The sequence below is a fragment of the Cytophagia bacterium CHB2 genome (genome assembly GCA_030263535.1).
Classification (GTDB): domain Bacteria; phylum Zhuqueibacterota; class Zhuqueibacteria; order Zhuqueibacterales; family Zhuqueibacteraceae; genus Coneutiohabitans.
In genome coordinates this window covers 1-19,729 of record SZPB01000021.1, presented here as the reverse complement: position 1 = coordinate 19,729, position 19,729 = coordinate 1, and the positions used below count along the sequence as shown (strand labels likewise).

Sequence of the window (19,729 nt, the reverse complement as noted above, 5' to 3'; positions counted from 1 at the left end):
TCCGAAGGGTTTATTGCACGGCTAAGTTCGAAACGTGTTTCTGCTCCTGGCGCACAAGATCACGCACAAGCACAAACGTTATGCCTTGCTGCTGTAATTGCGGCCCGACTTCATTCAAGGCTTTCAGGGTATTGGGATACGGGTGGCCAATGCCAATCGCCTCGCCCTTTTCGCCGGCGAGATCCGCAAGATAAAGCAATTTTTGTTTGATATGTTGCACGGTATCGATGTTATCCAAAAAGGTATCGTTAAGCGCAGCCGCGATTCCAGCCTTGCCGGCAAGCGCATAGGCCCGCGTTTCATTGTTGGTTTGGCTATCGACAAAAAACAAATCGGCCTGCTTTAACTCTGCAAACAACGCCGTGAGCAACGCCTCATTTGTGGTAGCGCGCGAGCCCATGTGATTGTTCATGCCCTCGGCATGCGGCACGGCCTTTACCGCCTTGCGCACGCGGTTGCGAATTTCCCCGGCCGGCAAACGAACCAGCAATTCAAAACCGTTTTGTTCAACCTTGCGATCTAACGCTTCCATCGGCATATGAATGATTACCGACTTGCCCAGGCGATGCAAATGATTGGCGATTTGTTCGGAATGCGGCAACCCGGGAATGACGGCATAAGTAATCAAAAACGGCAGGCTGAAAAAACCTGCCACGGCTTGTTGCTCTTGATAGCCAAAATCATCGATAATCAAAGCGATTTTGCCGGAACGCCGGAGGCCGGCGCGAGTATTTTTCCCGAAGTCGGGCAACAACAGAATTTTCTGCGGCGCAGCATTCGCAACCGCATATACAATCTCAGCTCCTCCGTTGGGCAGTTTGTCCTGAATGCTGATGATCGTCGCGCCGAGTTGTTGCGCGCGTTTTATCAGCGACTGCGCCAGCTCGGCAATCGCAATATTTGCCGGAATGGAGACGATCAACACGCGGTCGCGCTCGCTCATACGATGCGGCTGTATACCCGCTTCACTCAGAACACGATCGACGGCGGCAAATCGCACGCGTTCAGCAGGCGTGAGTTGTTTGAGCTTGAACGAAGATTGCGCTGCAGGAGGAACGATCGCGGCACGCTGGTCTTTGCGCAGGTATTGATCGAGCACGACTAATGCTGCCATCAAAAGGGCAAATGTTCCGATCAACAACAATTGCCAGCGCGGCACAGCAAACGAGGGTAAGAAATAGGATCGGATTTTTTGGTGCACCGATCTTTTGAGGCGTTTCGCCACGAGAGTTTTTAGCGTTTATGAGTTACGGCATCAGTCCTGGGCTTCGCCAGTTGGTTTGACAAGAAAGTGTCGAAATCCCTTGAAGTTTTTCTATACGATTTGTCAGGTTCATTAACGAACGAGTTAACGCACAAAAGCGGCTTTCAGGCTGCTCCACGTGAGCGCCTGTCCGGTGCTGAAATCAGCCCACCGGTATATTGACCATTCTCCAAAAGGATCTTTGATCAGCCAAAAGCGCAACTCCCCCGCTACACGTCCGGGGACGCCGATGCTCTGGCGCCGGTGCCGCACAATCAAATCATACGTTCTCAAAAAAATTGCTGAATCGCCCAAAACAATAGTCTGCAACGAATCAAGTTGCAGGCTGCGCGCGGAATCTGCCGGCAAGGCCGCACGCAATTGCAAGAAATAATCGCGTTCTTGCGACAAACCCCAACTCGTGAACAATCCGGGATTCTGATTTGCAACTGTCGCCTCGGGATCAAAGCGAAAGCGCTTGCCGGTGCGTGAGGAATCTGAAAAGCAGCGCAAATAATTTTCAACATTTTGATCGGCGATCGCGTTGCGCAAATTTTCCAGCACGAGTTCCGAGGCAAACGGCGGAATCCAACGATTTCCTCCCGAATCATCCGGCGGCTCAGGTGTGCGCGTGGCAAAGGGATTCTCGCAACCGATCAGTACGGCCATACAAACCAGCAGCTCAGCACATATTTTTTTCACCGGGCGACAATCCCCGACTCGATAAATCATCCGGACATGTTTCAACGAAAAAATGTGTACCGCGCGCAAGCGCTCAATTATCATTGCCAAAACCGCGCGCAAAAGCGCATGTAAATATAGAATAAGTCGAGCTTCAGGTCAAGGCTTAATTCTCGTTCACGATCAATCGCATGGGATGAAACTTCCGAGTATGATATTTTCTCCAACTTGTTCTTGTTTGTACTAACAATATTTGTTACCTTGCGTTCGATTTATGTGCGCGCGTGTAAGCATAAGACGATGAACCGCTTGGTGGGTTATGAAATTTTGCCCGCAGTGTGCAACTCCCCTGCAAAAAAAACAACACGAATTCCGCGAGTGTCTTGCCTGTCCGCAATGCCATTGGACGTATTGGAACAATCCCATTCCTGCTGCTGGTTGTTTGATCGAAGAAAGTGGAAAGATTTTGCTGATTCGCCGCAAGAATCCGCCGGAAGCGGGTAAATGGAGCTTGCCGGTCGGCTTTTTGCATTTCGGTGAGTCTGCAGAACAAGCGGCGGCTCGTGAAGTGGAAGAAGAAACCGGTCTCAAAGTCGAAGCGGTCGCGCTAATCGGCACCTACAGCGACATTATTCACGACTGGCGCAGCCACTTGGTTTTGATCTATCGTGGTCGCACTATCGGCGGCGAACTTAAGCCGGGCGATGACGCCGAAGCAGTCGATTGGTTTTCGATGTATCGTCTGCCGGAATTGGCCTTCCCCCCCGGACGCAGCGCGCTGGAACAATGGTTGTATATTCGCAACGGCCCGGCCACGGCCGTGCATTATTGCCCGCGCTGCCGTTGCGCCCTGGAACGCCGTCTCATCGGCAATCGCGAATACCCCGCGTGCCCCACATGCCATTACGTTCATTTTCACAATCCCATTCCCGTTGCGGAAACGATTGTCACCGATGCGGAGGGCCGTATTTTGTTGGTGAAGCGCAAACTTCCTCCGCGCAGTGGCGATTGGGCCTTGCCGGGCGGCCACATTGATTTCAATGAAAGCGCCGAAGAAGCTGCGATTCGCGAAGTTAAAGAAGAAACGGGCCTGGAAATCAAACTTTCTCGTTTGCTTTGCACGATGGGTTTTCCCAGCATGCTCAATCCCGAGCAATCGGTTTTGAAAGCGATTTTTGTGGGTGAAATTCATGGCGGCGTTCTTACGGCTGGAGATGATGCGGAAGATGCGCAGTTTTTTCATTGGTCCGAGTTGCCCAAAAATCTCGCCACCGAGAGTGTGGAAATGGCGCTGCAAAAATGGAGAGAGTCGAGTAACAAATTTTGATAGCAGGCGCCAAAGATGCCCAAAAGCAATTTTCTTCATTACGTCAAAGCCCGAGAGGCTTTGATCAAAATCCCGTGGTAAAATTAAACTGCCAATACCATCCCTTCTGCGGTCGATCAATCGGATTGACATAATCAAGCTGTAGCACAAGATACCCAAGTAAATTTAGCCGGGCCGTCGCGCCATAGCTTCTCACAAATTCACGACTCCCACCTAAGAACGCCGCTTCCTCAGCTTTGGTCCACGCCACCCCCAGATCATAAAACACGGCGGTTTCAAGCGGAAGGAAACCATAATAGCCCGGTCCGGCATGCAGCAGACCCAGCAACGGAAAACGCATTTCAAAATTAGCCAGCGCAATTTTAGAGCCGATGAGCCGGTCGAATGTAGGGCAATCGTTCCCACTGCATTCACTTTGACTGAACGAATTACTATCATAGCCGCGCACAAGCCCGGGATAACCGAGAAACAGCGGCGTCAAGCGGTCGGTCTCGCTGTCTTGCCCGTAGCGGCCATAATGAAAAATGCGCGTGGCAAAAGTAAAAGGCCGCAGCGGCATCAAGTAGCGCCGATAATCCAGCAGAACATTGTTGAACTTGACGGTGCCGAGTATCGGGGAAAATTCCAGGCGATAGCTTTGTCCGATGATGGGGCTTGTTGCGCCAAAGATCGAGGTGTCGTAAACCAACGCCAGGCTTCCGCTCGCGAGATTGAGGCCGCCAGGCGCGGGTAGATCAACCTTTTGATCGGATAGCATCTGGCCGGTGGTGTAGGAATAGACACGCGTGCGCTGCTGCAAATCGAATGAGATATTTTGCAGGCCGGCGGAGAATTCCATGCGCTGCGCGCGGTTGAACGGATAGGCCAACAGGCCGACGATCTCGCGATTCAATTGACGATAACGCAATTCCTGCTCGACGTAAACCGGCGAACCGTCAATCGTGCCGGAGCCAGCGAGAAACTGGCTTGAGATGTATGGAATTTGCTGGATGCTCGCGCCCCAATTCCAGCGGCGCGTTGAATTGAAGTAGCCCAACTGCGCGGCAAAATCATTGAATGATCCGTCGATTTGCGCTTGCGTCACCAGCACCAGGTTGTGATTGCCAAGCATGTCGCTCCAAAAAAACGAAATGCCGCCGCCGACTTGCGCGCCATAATAACTATCGTAGCCGGCGGCGAGAAACGGCTGGCTCACATACGTCAGTGCGAGTTTTGATTTGTAGGGCAGAACTTCATTCGACTTCTCGCCGGGCAACCCGAGTGAAATATTCTTAATTGTCGAATCGAGCATGGTGGATACCCGTTCAAGCGGCGGTAACGCTGCAGCATTTAAGTCAGCCATTTCCGTTGTCACCGGCATTCCCGTCAACACCTCGGGGGAGTCGATTGAATAAATGTTGTAATCGCCATTTTCATACACGCTGAACGACATGCGATTCGTTTTGGCAGCTACCGAAAGCGCGGGACTCGTGGCGGTGATGCCGCTCACGCCGGTGTAAAGATTGGTAATCTGCAAGAGCTTGTTCGAGGCAAGCTCGACGCGATAAATATTCGTGATGCCCGTGCGATCCGACAAAAAATAAATGCTGGCGGCATCGGGAGACCATTGTGGATTGAGATGCTTGCCGGCTGCAAACCCGGGCACCGGAGAGATTTGTCCGGAAGCCACCTCATACAGGGCCAGACGATAGTTGCCAATGTTGAGATTATCCAGAGTTGTCGAAAAACGATCAGTGGCAAAGGCGATATGTTTGCCGTCCGGCGACCATGCCGGATGCAAATCCGAATAGAAATCGCGCGTCACACGGCGCAGACTGTCGGCCTTCAAATCAAAGATGAAAAGATCCGTCATGCCTTGCACCAACGCCGAGAATGCAATGAATCTGCCGTCCGGCGACCAGGTGGGATTGAAAATTTCTCCGAGTTGCGGGAAGCGAAATTCGCGCACCACCTTGTTGCTTCGAACATCGAGCACCGAGAGGCCGGGCCGGCCCTTCGTAATCAGTCCAAAGGCCACGCGCTCGCTTTTGAAATCCCATGCTCCAGCGGAACTGATGAAGCCGAGGCTTTCATAATGCGGATCCATTTCAGCGCGCACGAGGTTGCGTTTGATTTTTCCGGTTTCCGCGTCTGCCAGAAACAGATTGATGGAAAACAAATTTTTTTCTGAAAAGAAAATCATGAGTTTGCCGTCCGGACTTAACACCGGACCGACATTAAGCTCACCGGCATTCTGCTTCTTGCTGATGATTTGACGGCCATATTTGTCCGCTGTATCGGTAGTTGTTTGCAGAGGCTTGTAAGCCTCGCGCACGGCTTGATGCCATTCCATCGACAACGTGTCGGGGCTTACGCCCAGCACATGCCGAATGGCCAGTGCGAGATTCCCCCCTTTTGCGGATTGCTTGAGCAAATCTCCGATGACGCCGTCGCCCCAGCGGCCTGCGACATAAGCCAGCAACGCCTGGCCGTAGCGATAAGGGAAATAACGCGGGTCCTCGAGTTGTGAGATTTTGGGAAGCTTATCCGCTTTGGCAGCATCGCGCATCCACATCGCCGTGTGCGGATCAACAGATCCAATCGATAATAATTCTGCCATACCCTCCATAAACCACAAAGGCAGTTGCAAGCCGGCCGGTGAACGAAATCCGCTGCCGCTGTTCACGCCGGTGATGTCGTATTGAAACGCATGCACCAACTCATGGCCGATGACGTGATCGGTTTCTGCAATCGGCCCGGCGAACGGCAACACAATGCGCCGTTTCAACGCTTCAGTGACGCCGCCGGTGCCTTCACCAATGCCGCCGCTGATGGTATTTGTTTGTTGAAAATGCGGATGGCTGGCATACAGAATCAACGGCTGCCGGCCGTTTAACTCATGCTGGAGAATAAATGCCAAACGCGCATACCAGCGCTCGGCCAAACGGGCCGCGTGCTCAGCCGCTTCTTTTTCTTCGGGGTAAAAATAAATATCAAAATGCGTGGTTTTGAGAATTTCGAATTTAAAATTTTCATATTGCACTTTGTTTTGCCCGAAGTATTGGGCTTGCAGGCGCGGAGCGGCAATCAAGACAAAAGCAAAAATGAGCGGCGACCAACAGCGGCGGGATAAAGAGGTGATCTTCATGTTGATTTCCTCAATGAGCTGTCCCAAAGAAAAATTCGAGTGGGCGCCACACGCGCCTCGCCCAAGACGCTTCATCATGGCGATCGCCCACGCCGTAAAAATACTCCAAATCTTTGCCAAGCGCAAAGCCTTTTGCGACGAGTGTGTTGCGCATCTTGTAAAAAATCGCGGCATTGTTGCCTTCGACGCCCTCGCTGCCGTGATCCATGTAGATCTTCATTTTCTGCCGCGGTTTCATCAGCGGAGCAATATCCTTAAAAACGCGCGCGCCCTGCCACATCCACGAAGCGGACAGGCAACCTGCCATACTGAAGTATTCCGGATACCACCAGGCCATATAAAATGAAATCAAACCGCCGAGAGAAGAGCCCAGCACGCCGGTTTTCATGCGTTCCTGCGCGGTGCGATATTGGTGATCGATAAACGGCATAACTTCGCGAATGATGAATTCCGCATAAGACCGGCCGTGAATGGGGGTGTATTCTTCCTGCCGCGCGGGGGTATTGTAGAGGCCGACGATGATGAAAGGCTTGACCCGTTTTTGCTGGATCAAGGCTTCCGCGGTCTTTCCAATTTGCCAATCGATGCCGATATAGGCCGTTTGGGGATCAAACAGGTTTTGGCCGTCATGAGCATACAACACCGGATAGCGTCTTGAGCGATTGCTGTCATAACCCGGCGGCAACCAGACCATCACGTCACGTTTATTGTTTAAAATTTTTGACGCAAATTGTGTGTGCAAAACCAGCCGGCCTGAGCGAGGAGAGGCCTTTGATTTGCCAGGTGCAAAAATGAATTTCATGCGATTTCAAATTTGATCAGTTGATACGTGCCAAAGGACAACGTCACGGCAGGGTATTTAAAAGAAGGTTAGAGTCAAGCGTGTTGCGTTTTTACGTTGTTGATGTTTTGGATTTCAAAAAATCCGGCAAATCGTGTACCGGCGCGTTGTCATCCCATTTAATCCATTCGAAAGGTGTGCGGCAGGCCTGACAAAAATATTGCGCATACGCATGGGTTGTGCCGAAAGCGGCTTCTTGCCGCGTTTCTGCGGACCCACAAAATGGACATCGAACGAGGAGAGCAACATCGGTATGTTTCATTATTCTCCAAGCTTGAAAATGGCGTTTTTACTGCCCTTGAGATGATACATCAACTTTTCCTCGGGCTGTGACTCTGTACAACGTCGCGTCTGATAACTCCAATTTTTAAAGTCGAGAGAAAAATTTTGACGCCAGTGCTTGCCATTTTGTTCGAGACTCATGGCGACGTTCTGCGCCGCTGCAAGCGGGCCGATCCAATTTAGAAAGTTTTGTTCCAGCTCTTGCCATGACATGTTGATGATTTTGTCATGTTCCAGCGTGCGCATCATCTCATGATCGGCGGGTCCAAGCCATTCGAGCGTGGCCGGAAAAACGCGCCGGCACGATTCTTCCAACGCGGCTTTGGTGTCGGCGTTGTGTGTTGCCAGCGTGTGAAACCACCCTTGCGCATTGCGCAGGTGATGCTTTTCCTCCTCCAGCATTTTGTCGATAAAATTAGCCACCGGCTCGAATGCGGAACGCTGCAACGCCGTCAATAAAACGGTCAACGCGCCATCCGTGAGCAAATTCACCGCGACAAAATCCGACCACTGCGCCAGCGGATGGTCGAGCGAAGCGGTATTGGCAAATTGCGTGAGCGGCCGCTGTTCGATGAGATATTTCGGGTCATCTTGAAATTGCGCATTCAAACAGGCATGAAACAGGCGCAAATGCCCGAACTCATCTTGTGACATGCTGCATGCGGCGATGCACGCTTCCAACGCGGGCGTGCCAAATGTCCACTCGCCATAATGAAAGCCCAGCAGCATTTTGGTGTCGGCCAGCGCGATCAAGAGCGCATGCAAATAGTCGTTGCTTTTGGGTGAAAGCTCTGCTGCAGATTTATAGGTTGTCACAAAACCCTCTTCGTTTCTTGTCGCGGCGAAAATCAAATTTCAATTTCCCCATATCGGTTTCTCAACGGGATTCAATACCGGAATGATTTCGCGCCGGCAGACGACGCACATCTCGACCCAGGTTTCTTCGTCGTAAGCTGTCCAGGCGTAAACTTTCGCCAGCTCGTCGTTGGGTGCATTGACGCTGCCCACGTGTACCAGCGCTTCTTCATGAGTTTTGCGCGCAAAAACTTCATAGATTTGTTGGGTGGCCATGGCAATCTTGGGTTGAGCGTTCCGGGTTACATGCATTTATCTTTCACAGGTGAACATTCTCGCCATTCAGGTGGCGATGCCTAAACTCTGCAGCACTTCCTTCCCTCTGTCCGTAAGCCGCGCTTTGGTCCACGGCGGATTCCACACCACGCTGACGCGTGTTGAAACGCCGGCTGCAAGCGAGTCAATCTTATCACGAATATCGCCGATCATCATATCCATCGCCGGGCAGGCAATCGCCGTGAACGTCATTTCGATGTCGATCGTATTCTGCGCCACGGTTACGCTGTAAATCAAGCCCATATCGACGACGCTAATCGGCAATTCCGGATCCATCACTTCCGTTAACGCCTGCCATACGGCCTTTTCATCCAATGGACTTTTCACGGGCTTAATTCCACTGCAAGCCGCCGAACGTGCCCGTCTTATTGCCCTGAATCATATCCACGTAAATATGATTCATCGGACCGCGTTTTTTCCAGCGTTGAAACACTTGCTGCCAGCTTATCGGTTGATCGAACAGCCAACGCTTTGCCTGCGGGTCATATTCCACCGGGAATTCGTATTCAATCACATACGCCTGCTTGGATTCGTCGTAATGCGCGGGCACACGGATGTCGATGCTTTCACACAACGGCACGGTGGCGCTCATCCACACCTGGCGAAGTTGATCGTTCGTCAACCCTTTCAAACGGTAATCCAATTGATCGTTGTGCTTTTTCAATTGATCCGGCAGGCCAAACCATTCCAGCGTCATGGGAAACATCCAATCGACCGCGCGCTGCAAGGCTTTTTTCGCCTCCCCTCCTGCCTTTGCCAGGCGTCTCATCCAGCTTTCGCCATGGCGCAAATGCAACACTTCTTCGCGATCGACTTTGGTGAGGGCGCGCTGCCACGGACCATAGCTGCAATTCTTGTGGACATCCGCCAACAGCGTGATGCCGGCGCGATCGAAAAAGCCGTTTGCGACCACCATCTCCGCCCAATTCTCCAGCGCCTGATCGAAACCGTAGGGATGTTTGAACTCATGCGGCTGCCGGCCATACATCAGCCACTGTTTTGACACGCCCAAATCTTCCAGCAAACGATAGGCGATGTTCGCATGCCCGAGTTCATCCTGAATGATGGCGTAAACCGCCAAACGGCTGTTGATGGTAGGAGCATCTTTCGAGGCAAAATAATAAGCCGGCGCACTCAACAACTCCGTATCGCCTTGCACGGTGAGTATGACTTCCAGGGCAGCTTTATAGCCCGGCGTCATATGCTCTTCCGTTTCGACCACAAAGCCGTTGGCGATTTTTTGGCGCAGCTCGGCATCTTTTTCAGGAGGTAGCATGATGATCCTTTTGCTGATTTCAGGGCAATAGCAGCTTTTATTTTCTCGGATGACAAGAGATGATAAAACTCAATAATCGGCGACGAAGATAGAAACCCGAGGCTGCAATGTCAAGGGTTGATCTGACCGGATATTTTTTAGAAACCGCATTGCAATCTTATACAGCTAGGCTTGCGGCCAAAAATTCAAATGCACCGCACGCGCGGCGTCGGGTAGAAATGGCCGGGCGACTTCCACGTTCTCGTTTGCAGGGGCGAAAAGCTCGCGGCACGGCATAAGAAAATCGTTTCCAACAAACGTGGCCAACTCGTCGCACGACAGGGCATAAACCACTTTACGAATTCCCGCCCAGTACATTGCGCCGGCGCACATGGCGCATGGCTCGCAGCTTGTGTACAACGTTACCCGCCGGATTTGCTCAGGAGTCAGCACGCGCACCGCCATTTGGACCAAATTGGTTTCGGCGTGACACGTCGGATTGGCTTCACTGTTCACGGTATTTTCCGCCGCCAGCACGACTTGATCATCTAACACCAATACAGCTCCAAAAGGGTGATTGCCGCGCTCACGTGCTTGTTTTGCCAATACAATGGCTTGTTGAAGAAAATGTCCTTCCACCTTCATATCGCCTCAACTGTGACTCTTGCAGGATTGCGACTCGACATCAAAAAACTTGCGCTGAAAGCCGAAATCATATAGATTGCTCAAAATGGCTTGAATACAACCAACCAGGTGATGACAAGGATCAACAGCAGGCTTACTGAGGTCAACATCAAATGCTTTTGTTTAAGTTGGCCGGCTTCCGAGCTTTTGCCAGCGGCACGCAAAGCGACCATGCGTTTGAGATTGCTCAATTCCATGTGGCTCAACCCCACAACGATGAGCACAAGCAGGATTTTGACGTGCAGATAGCCGTTGCGAAACGCTTCCATCTTAAAAGCCAGCAGTACGCCCGTGATCAAGGCGAATAACAAGCCGTAAACTTCCAGGAAGCGCGCCAACACCACCGCCATTTTTTCGCTTGCTTCCGCGTCACTGGGATGCGCCTGTCGAAAACGCCGCACCAGAAGAAACTGGCCAAGCGCGCCGCCCACGCCCATTATGATGAAAAATAAATGCAGAACTTTGAGCAGATTCGTGATGAAATCGCCAGACATGTCCTTCCTCCGTGTTCATGATTCATTGCACGTTGATTGTGGCGCAAGATAGGCAAGCCCGGAAAAAATGTCAAGGCAAGATCAGGCAGAGAATTTTTTGATCACTTTATGATACCGGCAGAAACATTACTAGATGCGTATAGTCAGGGTATATTCCCGATGGCGGACGAGAGCGGCGAAATCAGTTGGTATGAGGCGGATCCCCGCACCATTCTCGAGGTGCAGACGTTTCACCCGCCGCGCGATTTGCGGCGCATCCTCAACCGCCGCTGTTTTGACGTTTATTTTGATCGCAGTTTCGAGCGCGTGATGCGCGCCTGCGCCCAGCGCGAATTCACCTGGATTTCCGAAGAAATTATTCAATCGTATGTGAATCTGCACCGGTTGGGCTTTGCGCATAGCGTGGAGTCCTGGCAAAATGGCAAGCTGGTGGGCGGGTTGTATGGGGTGGCGTTGCACGGCGCTTTTTTTGGCGAATCGATGTTCTTCCGGGTTTCGCATGCCTCGAAGGTTGCGCTGGCAGCGCTTGCCGAACATCTCAAAAAGCGCGGCTATGTCTTGCACGATGCGCAAATGATGACATCAACGCTCAAGCTTTTCGGCGCAATTGAAATTTCCCGTGAAGAATATCTGGCGCGCTTGCATATGGCCTTGCGCAAAAAGGTTTCGTTTTATTGAAATCGTTCATGCCCGGCACACTGCTCTTGAAGCTTCACCGCGTGTATTCGTGGTTTCAAGGAGATGAGTAGATTATTAAAACGATGCTTCTTTGAGTTTGAAAGGTTTGCTTGCCGGTGGGGTCAAAATTACAACCATGAAAACTCAAGCACTGTGTTTTCGCGACATTCGTGTCATCCCGCCTTCTGCGCCGGCGTAATAATTCTGATCAATTGTGGAGCAGTCGAGGAATTTGTTTGCGTGAGTGCACAGCCCGGGCACTTGGCGCAACCTGCCGGGCCTTTCTTCTCGCCAATCTCAAATTGCTGCAAAAACACCCGACTGCTGTAAAGTGCAGCAAGGGCGACTGTTCCGAAAACGATGATTTCCTGCCAATTCATCTGATTCTCATCTCAATCAAATTTATTTTCATAGCATACCGCTACGTGATTATCCCCACCCGAGAAGTTTTCCACCTTGATACACAACAAGCGAGCCGAGATAGGCCAGCACTGTCATATAAGTCATCATGAACATCGGCCAGCGCCAGGTGTCGGTTTCGCGGCGCACGATTGCAACCGTTGACATGCACTGGCAAGCGAGCACAAAGAAAACCATCAGCGACAGGGCCACCAGCGGCGTATAAACCGGCTCTCCGGTTTTGGGATTGATTTCGCTGCGCAGTGTTTCACGCAGATCGACCGAACTTTCGTCGGCGTTCTGCACATTATAAATCGTGGCGAGGGTGCTTACCATGACTTCGCGCGCAGCAAATGAAGTAATCAAGCCGATACCTATTTTCCAATCAAAGCCGAGCGGTTCAATGAGCGGTTCGATGAACTTGCCCAACCGCCCGGCGTAGCTGTTCAAAATCTCGAAATTTTCTGCGGCGGTTTCCGTTGCTTGCGCAGTTTGCTCGCCGTCAGGAGCCGCTGCGCGCGGATAGCTCGCCAAAAACCACAAGACGATCGATATCGCCAAAATCACTTTGCCGGCATTGAGAACGAAAACCTTGGCGCGATCGTACATTTGCCACAGGATCGATCGCAGCGAAGGCCGGCGGTAGGCCGGCAATTCCATCAGAAATGCTTGGGTTTTGCCCTTGATGATGAAACGCTTGAGCAGGTAAGCCGCGATGATAGCCATGACAATGCCGAGGAGATACATTGACAACAACGTCAGGCCTTGCAACGAAATGAAACCCAGCACCGCTATGTTCGGAATGAACGCGCCGATCATGAGCGTGTAGACCGGCAAGCGCGCGCTGCAACTCATCAGCGGCGCGACTAGAATCGTGATTAACCGATCTTGAGGATTCTTAATCGTGCGCGCCGCCATGATTCCGGGAATGGCGCAGGCAAATGAGCTAAGCAAGGGAATCACGGAGTGGCCTTGCAAACCGATCTTTGCCATGACGCGATCCAGCATGAATGCCGCGCGCGCCAGATAGCCCGACTCTTCAAGCAATGCCAGGAAAAAAACCAGCAAGAGAATTTGCGGCAAAAATACCACGACCGCGCCCACGCCGGTGATCGCGCCGTTGACGATCAAATCTTCCAAAACGCCATCCGGCATAGCGGCCGCAACAGCCTCTTGCATCCGGGTGAAAAACTCTTCGATCACCGTCATGGGAAGCTCAGCCCAGGTGAAAATCGCCTGAAAAATCACCAGCAAAACCGCGAGCAAAATCACCGGCCCAAACACACGATGCGTGAGCACACGGTCGATTTTCTCGCTGCGCGTGAGACGGTGCGCAGGCCCATGGCGCACGTTTTCTGCGATCAACTGATCAACCCAGGCGTAACGCGCGGCGGCCTCGGTCTGGCGCCAGGGAATATGCTGCTTCACCAATGCGTCGCGGCTGGTTTTCACCAGGCCCTGCAATTCTGAAGCATACGGATGCTTCGCCCAGGATTTCAATACGGTTTCATCCGAAATCGTGCGCAGCGCTTCGGCAAATGCGCGGCGGGCGCCCATCGCGGCGTTGGCCTGAAACCAACCTGTCACCGGTTTACAAATTTGCGCGATATGCTTGGGAATTTGCCAAAATCCCGTCTTCACGTTTGCTTGCGAACGCAACGCGGCAAAAAGCGCGCGACGAATTTCCTCGATGCCGCTGCCCTTTTTTGCCGAGGCGGCCAAAACACGCACGCCCAGCTTGCGTTCCAGGCCGGCAAGGTCGATATGGATTTCACTGCGTTCAGCTTCGTCCATCATGTTCAACACCAGCAATGCCGGCAGGCCGAGATCGAGAAGTTGTGCGCAGAGATAGAGATTGCGTTCAAGATTGGTGGCGTCGGCAACAACAACGATTAAATCCGGCGGCGTTTGGCGCGCCGTGATTTCATTGACGGCTATTTGTTCATCAAGAGAATTGGCGGCAAGACTGTAGAGACCGGGAAGATCGTGAAGCTCGACATGGACGTGATCAGGGCCTTCGAGCAAACCGATTTTTTTTTCGACGGTGACGCCGGGATAGTTTGCGACCTTCTGGCGCAAACCCGTCAGGGCGTTAAAGAGAGTCGTTTTGCCGGAGTTCGGATTCCCCACAAGCAACACACGCGCAGACTTTGTCAGGGGCGCGCTACTCCGTAGTGGTCGCATAGTGAGGGTCGAAGACATAATGAAGATTTGGTAGGTTTCGAAAAAAAACTCTGCAGTATGCTGCCATGAGAAAAGGCCGGCAAAACATCCTTATTTGCGCGCCTCTGGTTTCACAAAAATGCCCTGCGCGGTTTTTTTGCTAATGGTCAAATGAAAGCCGCGCACGGAAAGCTGCACGGGATCGCCCAGGGGAGCGTATTTGACCATGCGCACGCCGGCGCCGGAAATCAAACCGAGTTCCGCGAGGCGCGCATCATCGCCAACTTCCTCATGATACCCGGCAATCACGCCCGCTTCGCCGGGCTGCAAATGCGCCAAAGGCTGCCATGGCGTGGAATCGTTGTTGTCACTGGTCTCAAACAACAATGCAGGAGCAGACGTCGTGGTAATCATATGAACCTTTCGAACATGAATTAAACAACAAATACGTTCAGCACCATGATCAATGCGCGCCGGGCGCATTTTATTTGCTCACGGTGAAACGGTTGCCGCCAGTCTTGGAGGTTTCACTGAAGTCAGTATTGATCAAGCAATCCGTTTCGCATACCGGGCATTGCGTGATGTCGCCGCACGCGTTTTTGTAACTCAAGAAGGCCTTCAAAAAATCAACCGCCCGCTGATCGCCGGAGAAAAGAAATTTCAAAAAGGCCAGCAGATGCTCGCCGGTTTCGATGCTGATGAGATGTTCGACTTTACAGGCGTCGATCTCCGCCTGCTCCGGCGAAACGTGCAGAACATCTTTCATGAATTTGATGAGAATAATGCGTTTCGATTCGATTTTCTGCGCCAGCGAATTGCCGTTCTTGGAGAGATGCAGAAATTTATTCTCATCTTCTTCGACCAGTCCTCTCTCCTTCAAAGCTTTGAGTGTAATCGAAGCGCTGCCGCGTGTAATGTTCAGTGATTTGGCGACATCGGTCACACGTGCATAGCCTTGCTTGCGCAGCAAGCCGTCAATCGCCATCAGATGATGCGCGCCGCTGTGACTGATCACGTTTTGATCAAATTCCTTCCAGACATTTGTGTTCATAATTTATTTCCTCGCAAAATCACCGTTCGCCCAAGTCAATGATTTCAAACTCAGCTTTAAATGTTCACTTATCTGGTTAATTGATTTGGTCTATAACTCATTGTTTTATATTTCAAACGCCTGAAATTAGCATTTGTGGTAAAATGAAGCAAGGAAAATCTTGTTTATTGGTAAAAAAAATGTTGCATCGACATACCTTCAGGATTATATTAACTCACATTGTTTTAATATTAAATCAAAAAGACTGTAAAGGAATCAAGAAGGCTTTATCAGGAAAAATTTACATAAATGCTTATTACTTATTTTACTATAAGTTGTGCGTTTATCTTTTTGATTTTTATTAGCTCTTCGCTCTAAAAATCCAAGCATGTATAAAAATGAACCATAAATTAATTACTTACAAATTACTTATGATTCATTTTTTGCCAATTGTAGCTAGAACAGAATTGTTTTTGCGAGGCAGTCAGATGACTTCCGGCTATTAATTCGTGATGAAAATTCTCAGGGGAAAAAATCCCCGTCACCTGTGCACCTAAATCTGAAGGAGGATCTTGCGATGTTCATCATGAAACAGATGTTGCGGCCATTGGCGCTTGCCGCCCTCTGCGCCAGCACACTTTGGGCGCAGCAAAAAACTGCTGACGTTTCCGGCGATACTTCCTATGTCATGCCCGAAGTTGTTGTCGTCGGCAAAACGGAAAATCTTGCTGCCATTCCTGGCAGTGCAAATGTGCTGGACTTGCGCACGCTGGAAGCCAGTCGGCCGTTTACAGCCAATGAAGCGGTGCGCAAGCTTCCCGGAGTAAATGCCCGCGACGAGGAAGGCTTTGGGTTGCGGCCCAACATCGGCATCCGCGGCTTGAATCCCACGCGCTCAACCAAACTCACGTTGCTCGAAGACGGTGTGCCGCTGGCCTACGCGCCGTATGGCGACAATGCGAGCTACTATCATCCGCCCATCGACCGTTTCGAGCGCATCGAACTATTGAAAGGCGCCGGACAAATTTTGTTCGGGCCACAGACCATCGGCGGCATCATCAATTATATCACGCCCGCGCCGCAAGTGAAACTCGCGGGCTTCGCTTCTGTTAGCGGCGGCAGCCGCGACTTTTTTGACGGCAAGTTCCGGTTCGGCGGACATCGCATGGTCTTGGATTATACGCGCAAGCAGGGCGACGGCGCGCGCGATAATATCCATTCAAAACTCAATGACGTGAATTTTAAAACCGTGGCAGCTTTGAGCAAAAGCCAGGCGCTCACACTGCGCGCCAACGCGCTCACCGAAGACTCGCAAGTGGGTTACAGCGGCCTGACGGAAGCGGAATACCGCAACTTCGGCGCGCGCTACAATCCCTTCAAAAACGATAATTTCGAAATCAGACGCTATGGCGCTTCGGCAACACACAATCTCCAACTGAGTGCAAGCACGCTGCTGACCACCAATCTGTACTTTTCCAATTTCAGCCGTGATTGGTGGCGGCAATCGAGCACGACGACGGATACGCAAGGCGGCGCAGCGGGCACGGCTTTTAGAGATGCCCGCCTGGCAGGTTTGCGCGTCAACCCTGACACGCTCAACTCGGCGCAAGGCCGCTTGCGCGATTATACCACCTGGGGCGTTGAGCCGCGCCTGAAACTGGCACACACAGCTTTCGGCGTTGCGAGCGAGTTGCAAGCCGGCGTTAAAGCGCATTTTGAAAATCAGGATCGCATGCAAATGAATGGCGCTTCGTCGAAGGCACGAACCGGTTCAGTGGCAGAAGACAATTTGCGTGAAACCACGGCCTATTCTGCGTTTTTGGTTAACCGTTTTTTTCTCGGCGCATGGTCCCTCACCCCCGGCCTGCGTTATGAACATATCAATTCCTCCCGCACCAACCGGCTACCCGGCGGCCTTTCCGGATCCGATGATTTGAGTAAATGGATTCCCAGCCTGGGCGCGACGTGGAATCCCGCGAACGCGCTAACGATGTTTGCGGGCGTGCATCTCGGTTTCGCGCCGCCGCGCACGGAAGACGTCATCGACGGAACCGGCACGTCTACAGAAGTCGAAGCGGAAGAGTCGACCAACTGGGAGTTTGGTGCGCGGTTTCAGCCTGTGGCGGGAAGCTTGATTCAGGCCACGTTTTTTAGAAATGATTTCTCGCGCTTGATCGCGGTCGGCTCGATTGCCGGCGGCGGCACGCCGCTCTCGCAGGGCGAGGCGTTATTCCAGGGCGTTGAACTTTCCGGTCGTTATGGTTTTGAGAATGGGTTTTATGTTGACGGCGCTTACACCTGGCTGCCGGAAGCGGAGCAAACCACGCCGTTTTCTCAAGTGGTCGGCGGCGCAATCATCGCGGGCAGCGCCGCCGGAAACCGCCAGCCGTATGCGCCCAAGCACATGCTCACCGCTGCGGCCGGGTATGCCGCGCATGGCTTCGATGCCTTGCTGGAAGCTGTGCATGTAGGCGCGCAGTTCGCCGACTTTGCCAACACTGTTACGCCAACAGCCGACGGCCAGCGCGGCGAGCTGGCAGCATACACAATTTTGAATGCGGCGCTCAATTATCATCTTCAACCTGCGCATATGACGTTCTTTATTGCCGTCAAGAATCTTACGGACAAAACCTACATCGTCGATCGCACGCGCGGCATTCAAGTCGGCAGCCCGCGGCTGGTGCAGGTGGGAAGCCGGTACGCGTTTTAAGGAACGGCGGCAAAGTTGCAAAAATTTCTCCGCTGAAAATGCCGCCACCGGTGGTGACATCATGCTTGCGCAAGACGAAAAGAGTTATATCTTGCCACACATGTTTTGCGCCTGCTACATTCATCGCCGGTTGCCGCGCGCGCTTTGCGGCGTGTTGCTGATGGCGTTGTTCTCCGTTACCGGCGGCGTGCACATGCTGCCGGTTTTTTATGGACAACGCGCGCCTGCGCACAGCCGTTGCGCGCACGGTTGCAGCGGCGTCTGTTGCTGCACCGGCGCAGCAGCCGGCCAGGCTTGCGGTGAAAAGCCGGCCTCCGCTCAAAACGATTCTCATGCCTACGCCTCTTGCGGCGCTTCCACGCCGCAAGATTTGTTTCTCATGCTGCGCTGGGAGGCGTTGCCGCAGCGTGTTGATGATATTGCGCCCCGGCTTGCCTGCCAGGATTTGAATTTCTTTTTCGTATTAATCTCTCACCGCGATTTTACGCGCCTCCCGCCCGATCCCCCGCCCCGTTGGAGTTGAATAAAAACGGTTGTTCTGCCCGCTCAGGGTTGATTTTGAACTGTGTCGTGGTTCAACATTCATGTTGAAAAAAATTAGTTTTCGCAGCATGAATGTTGCGCCACGATTTTGTCGAGATTCCACAAATATCACGAGCATCAACTCTCCACGGAGATTTTATGAAAACCTTTGGTATGCGAACGGCCATTTTCGCCTGTTTGCTTTACGCCGGCGCGGCATTGCCGTGCTCGATCTGCCGTTGCGGCGATCAGAGTTTCTTTCTCAACAATGCTCAAAAACTGGACGCCGGACGCCTGCTTTTTGCGGTTGAACATTTCAACACCCGCAAAAACAGCGTGCATTTGCACAATACTCATGAGGACGATCATGGTCACGGTTTGGCCAAAACCGGCTCTCCCCAGCGCTTGCAACATTTAATCGAAGTGCCGGAATCACATTTGCAAAATGACGTGCAACTCTCGCTGAAATATGGCCTGAGCAGCCGGATTATGTTGATGGCCACAGCGCCGTACACGTTCAATCGCATCTCCACGGCTGAGGGCGCGCAAACCGCCAACGGCTTGGGCGATCCGGAAGTTTTGGCCATTGCGCAGCTCTTGCAGTTTGGCGGCGCGTGGCAGTTGCACGGCCTCGCGGGCGGGCGCATTCCGCTTGGCGCTTCCGATCAAAACGATGACGCGGGCGAGCGGCTCAATCAGCATCTGCAAACCGGCAGCGGCGCGTGGGCCGGCATTTTCGGCGTGCAGCTTTTGCATGCCTCCGGCAATGTGCCGCTGTTTTTCAGCGCGAGCTATCAAGCCAACGGCGCGAATGATCACGATTTTGCTTACGGCAATATTTTTCGCTTCAATGCTGCGGCGCAAAAAGGATTGGCCGGCGCGCTTGATGTGATCGCCGAAATCAACGGCCGCGTCGCCGATTATGACGACGAAGGCGGTCAAAGCGACGTCAACAGCGGCGGCACCGCGGTGTATTTTTCTCCGGGATTGCGTGTGCGGCTCGGCGGCGTGATGTCGCTGCGCAGCCAGGTGCAAATTCCCGTAGTGGAAAATCTGCACGGCGTGCAAACTGAAAAAGTGAATGTGCGCACCGGCTTGATGTGGGCGCTGTAACCTGAACTCCAGGCGGCGCTGCAAAACACAGACGGTGTGAAAATCTGGG

At 52.4% G+C, this 19,729-nt stretch carries 20 protein-coding genes; 5 read left to right on the top strand and 15 right to left on the bottom strand.

All coding sequences use genetic code 11. The features are described from left to right. Nucleotides 1–10: 10 nt before the first annotated feature. Nucleotides 11–1,225: a divergent polysaccharide deacetylase family protein gene (locus tag FBQ85_04010; protein MDL1874322.1), complete on the bottom strand. Its 1,215-nt coding sequence runs from the start codon at nt 1,223–1,225 to the stop codon at nt 11–13. Nucleotides 1,226–1,348: 123 nt separating this feature from the next. Next, nucleotides 1,349–1,912, bottom strand: coding sequence for a hypothetical protein (locus FBQ85_04005; GenBank protein MDL1874321.1), 564 nt, complete (start codon nt 1,910–1,912; stop codon nt 1,349–1,351). 331 nt (nt 1,913–2,243) lie between these two features. On the opposite strand from FBQ85_04005, the gene FBQ85_04000 reads away from it, so the two are divergent. Beyond that, on the top strand, nt 2,244–3,251 hold the full coding sequence (locus FBQ85_04000; GenBank protein ID MDL1874320.1) for an NUDIX domain-containing protein: 1,008 nt from the start codon (nt 2,244–2,246) through the stop codon (nt 3,249–3,251). A 64-nt stretch (nt 3,252–3,315) separates the two neighbouring features. Here the strand turns inward: FBQ85_04000 and FBQ85_03995 are convergent, their stop codons facing one another. The 9 genes from FBQ85_03995 to FBQ85_03955 form a co-directional block, all read right to left on the bottom strand. Then, on the bottom strand, nt 3,316–6,552 hold the full coding sequence (locus FBQ85_03995) for a peptidase S9 (protein MDL1874319.1): 3,237 nt from the start codon (nt 6,550–6,552) through the stop codon (nt 3,316–3,318). Beyond that, complete coding sequence (locus FBQ85_03990) at nt 6,389–7,180, bottom strand: esterase family protein (GenBank protein ID MDL1874318.1); 792 nt, start codon at nt 7,178–7,180, stop codon at nt 6,389–6,391. The genes FBQ85_03995 and FBQ85_03990 overlap by 164 nt, the downstream gene beginning before the upstream one ends. 91 nt (nt 7,181–7,271) lie before the next feature. Continuing rightward, nucleotides 7,272–7,481, bottom strand: coding sequence for a hypothetical protein (locus tag FBQ85_03985; GenBank protein ID MDL1874317.1), 210 nt, complete (start codon nt 7,479–7,481; stop codon nt 7,272–7,274). Then, complete coding sequence (locus tag FBQ85_03980; protein ID MDL1874316.1) at nt 7,481–8,353, bottom strand: hypothetical protein; 873 nt, start codon at nt 8,351–8,353, stop codon at nt 7,481–7,483. Before FBQ85_03980 ends, FBQ85_03985 begins: the two co-directional genes overlap by 1 nt. 3 nt (nt 8,354–8,356) lie before the next feature. Then, nucleotides 8,357–8,572: a hypothetical protein gene (locus FBQ85_03975; protein MDL1874315.1), complete on the bottom strand. Its 216-nt coding sequence runs from the start codon at nt 8,570–8,572 to the stop codon at nt 8,357–8,359. Between the two features lie 66 nt (nt 8,573–8,638). Further along, nucleotides 8,639–8,959, bottom strand: a complete 321-nt coding sequence (locus FBQ85_03970) for a metal-sulfur cluster assembly factor (GenBank protein MDL1874314.1) — start codon at nt 8,957–8,959, stop codon at nt 8,639–8,641. 4 nt (nt 8,960–8,963) lie between these two features. Beyond that, the gene (locus FBQ85_03965) at nt 8,964–9,908 is read right to left on the bottom strand and encodes a phenylacetate-CoA oxygenase subunit PaaI (protein MDL1874313.1); all 945 of its coding nucleotides are present in this window, start codon (nt 9,906–9,908) and stop codon (nt 8,964–8,966) included. Nucleotides 9,909–10,073: 165 nt separating this feature from the next. Beyond that, nucleotides 10,074–10,532, bottom strand: coding sequence for a nucleoside deaminase (locus FBQ85_03960; GenBank protein MDL1874312.1), 459 nt, complete (start codon nt 10,530–10,532; stop codon nt 10,074–10,076). 80 nt (nt 10,533–10,612) lie between these two features. Beyond that, the gene (locus FBQ85_03955; GenBank protein ID MDL1874311.1) at nt 10,613–11,065 is read right to left on the bottom strand and encodes a DUF2269 family protein; all 453 of its coding nucleotides are present in this window, start codon (nt 11,063–11,065) and stop codon (nt 10,613–10,615) included. 108 nt (nt 11,066–11,173) lie between these two features. On the opposite strand from FBQ85_03955, the gene FBQ85_03950 reads away from it, so the two are divergent. Next, nucleotides 11,174–11,743, top strand: coding sequence for a leucyl/phenylalanyl-tRNA--protein transferase (locus tag FBQ85_03950; GenBank protein ID MDL1874310.1), 570 nt, complete (start codon nt 11,174–11,176; stop codon nt 11,741–11,743). 173 nt (nt 11,744–11,916) lie between these two features. Here the strand turns inward: FBQ85_03950 and FBQ85_03945 are convergent, their stop codons facing one another. The 4 genes from FBQ85_03945 to FBQ85_03930 all read right to left on the bottom strand — a co-directional run bounded on the left by FBQ85_03945 (nt 11,917) and on the right by FBQ85_03930 (nt 15,356). Then, a complete protein-coding gene (locus FBQ85_03945) occupies nt 11,917–12,123 on the bottom strand; it encodes a hypothetical protein (protein ID MDL1874309.1) in 207 nt (68 codons plus the stop codon). 49 nt (nt 12,124–12,172) lie between these two features. Continuing rightward, complete coding sequence (gene feoB / locus FBQ85_03940) at nt 12,173–14,326, bottom strand: ferrous iron transport protein B (GenBank protein ID MDL1874308.1); 2,154 nt, start codon at nt 14,324–14,326, stop codon at nt 12,173–12,175. Between the two features lie 90 nt (nt 14,327–14,416). After that, complete coding sequence (locus tag FBQ85_03935; GenBank protein MDL1874307.1) at nt 14,417–14,719, bottom strand: ferrous iron transport protein A; 303 nt, start codon at nt 14,717–14,719, stop codon at nt 14,417–14,419. Between the two features lie 70 nt (nt 14,720–14,789). Further along, nucleotides 14,790–15,356, bottom strand: a complete 567-nt coding sequence (locus FBQ85_03930; protein MDL1874306.1) for a metal-dependent transcriptional regulator — start codon at nt 15,354–15,356, stop codon at nt 14,790–14,792. Between the two features lie 556 nt (nt 15,357–15,912). Between FBQ85_03930 and FBQ85_03925 the strand changes: the two genes are divergently transcribed. The 3 genes from FBQ85_03925 (at nt 15,913) to FBQ85_03915 (ending at nt 19,680) form a co-directional block, all read left to right on the top strand. Beyond that, nucleotides 15,913–18,045 carry a TonB-dependent receptor gene (locus FBQ85_03925; GenBank protein ID MDL1874305.1) on the top strand — a complete coding sequence of 711 codons (2,133 nt, stop codon included), beginning with the start codon at nt 15,913–15,915 and terminating at the stop codon, nt 18,043–18,045. A gap of 61 nt (nt 18,046–18,106) precedes the next feature. Then, nucleotides 18,107–18,568, top strand: coding sequence for a hypothetical protein (locus FBQ85_03920; GenBank protein MDL1874304.1), 462 nt, complete (start codon nt 18,107–18,109; stop codon nt 18,566–18,568). 158 nt (nt 18,569–18,726) lie between these two features. Further along, the gene (locus FBQ85_03915) at nt 18,727–19,680 is read left to right on the top strand and encodes a hypothetical protein (protein ID MDL1874303.1); all 954 of its coding nucleotides are present in this window, start codon (nt 18,727–18,729) and stop codon (nt 19,678–19,680) included. Nucleotides 19,681–19,729 lie beyond the last annotated feature (49 nt).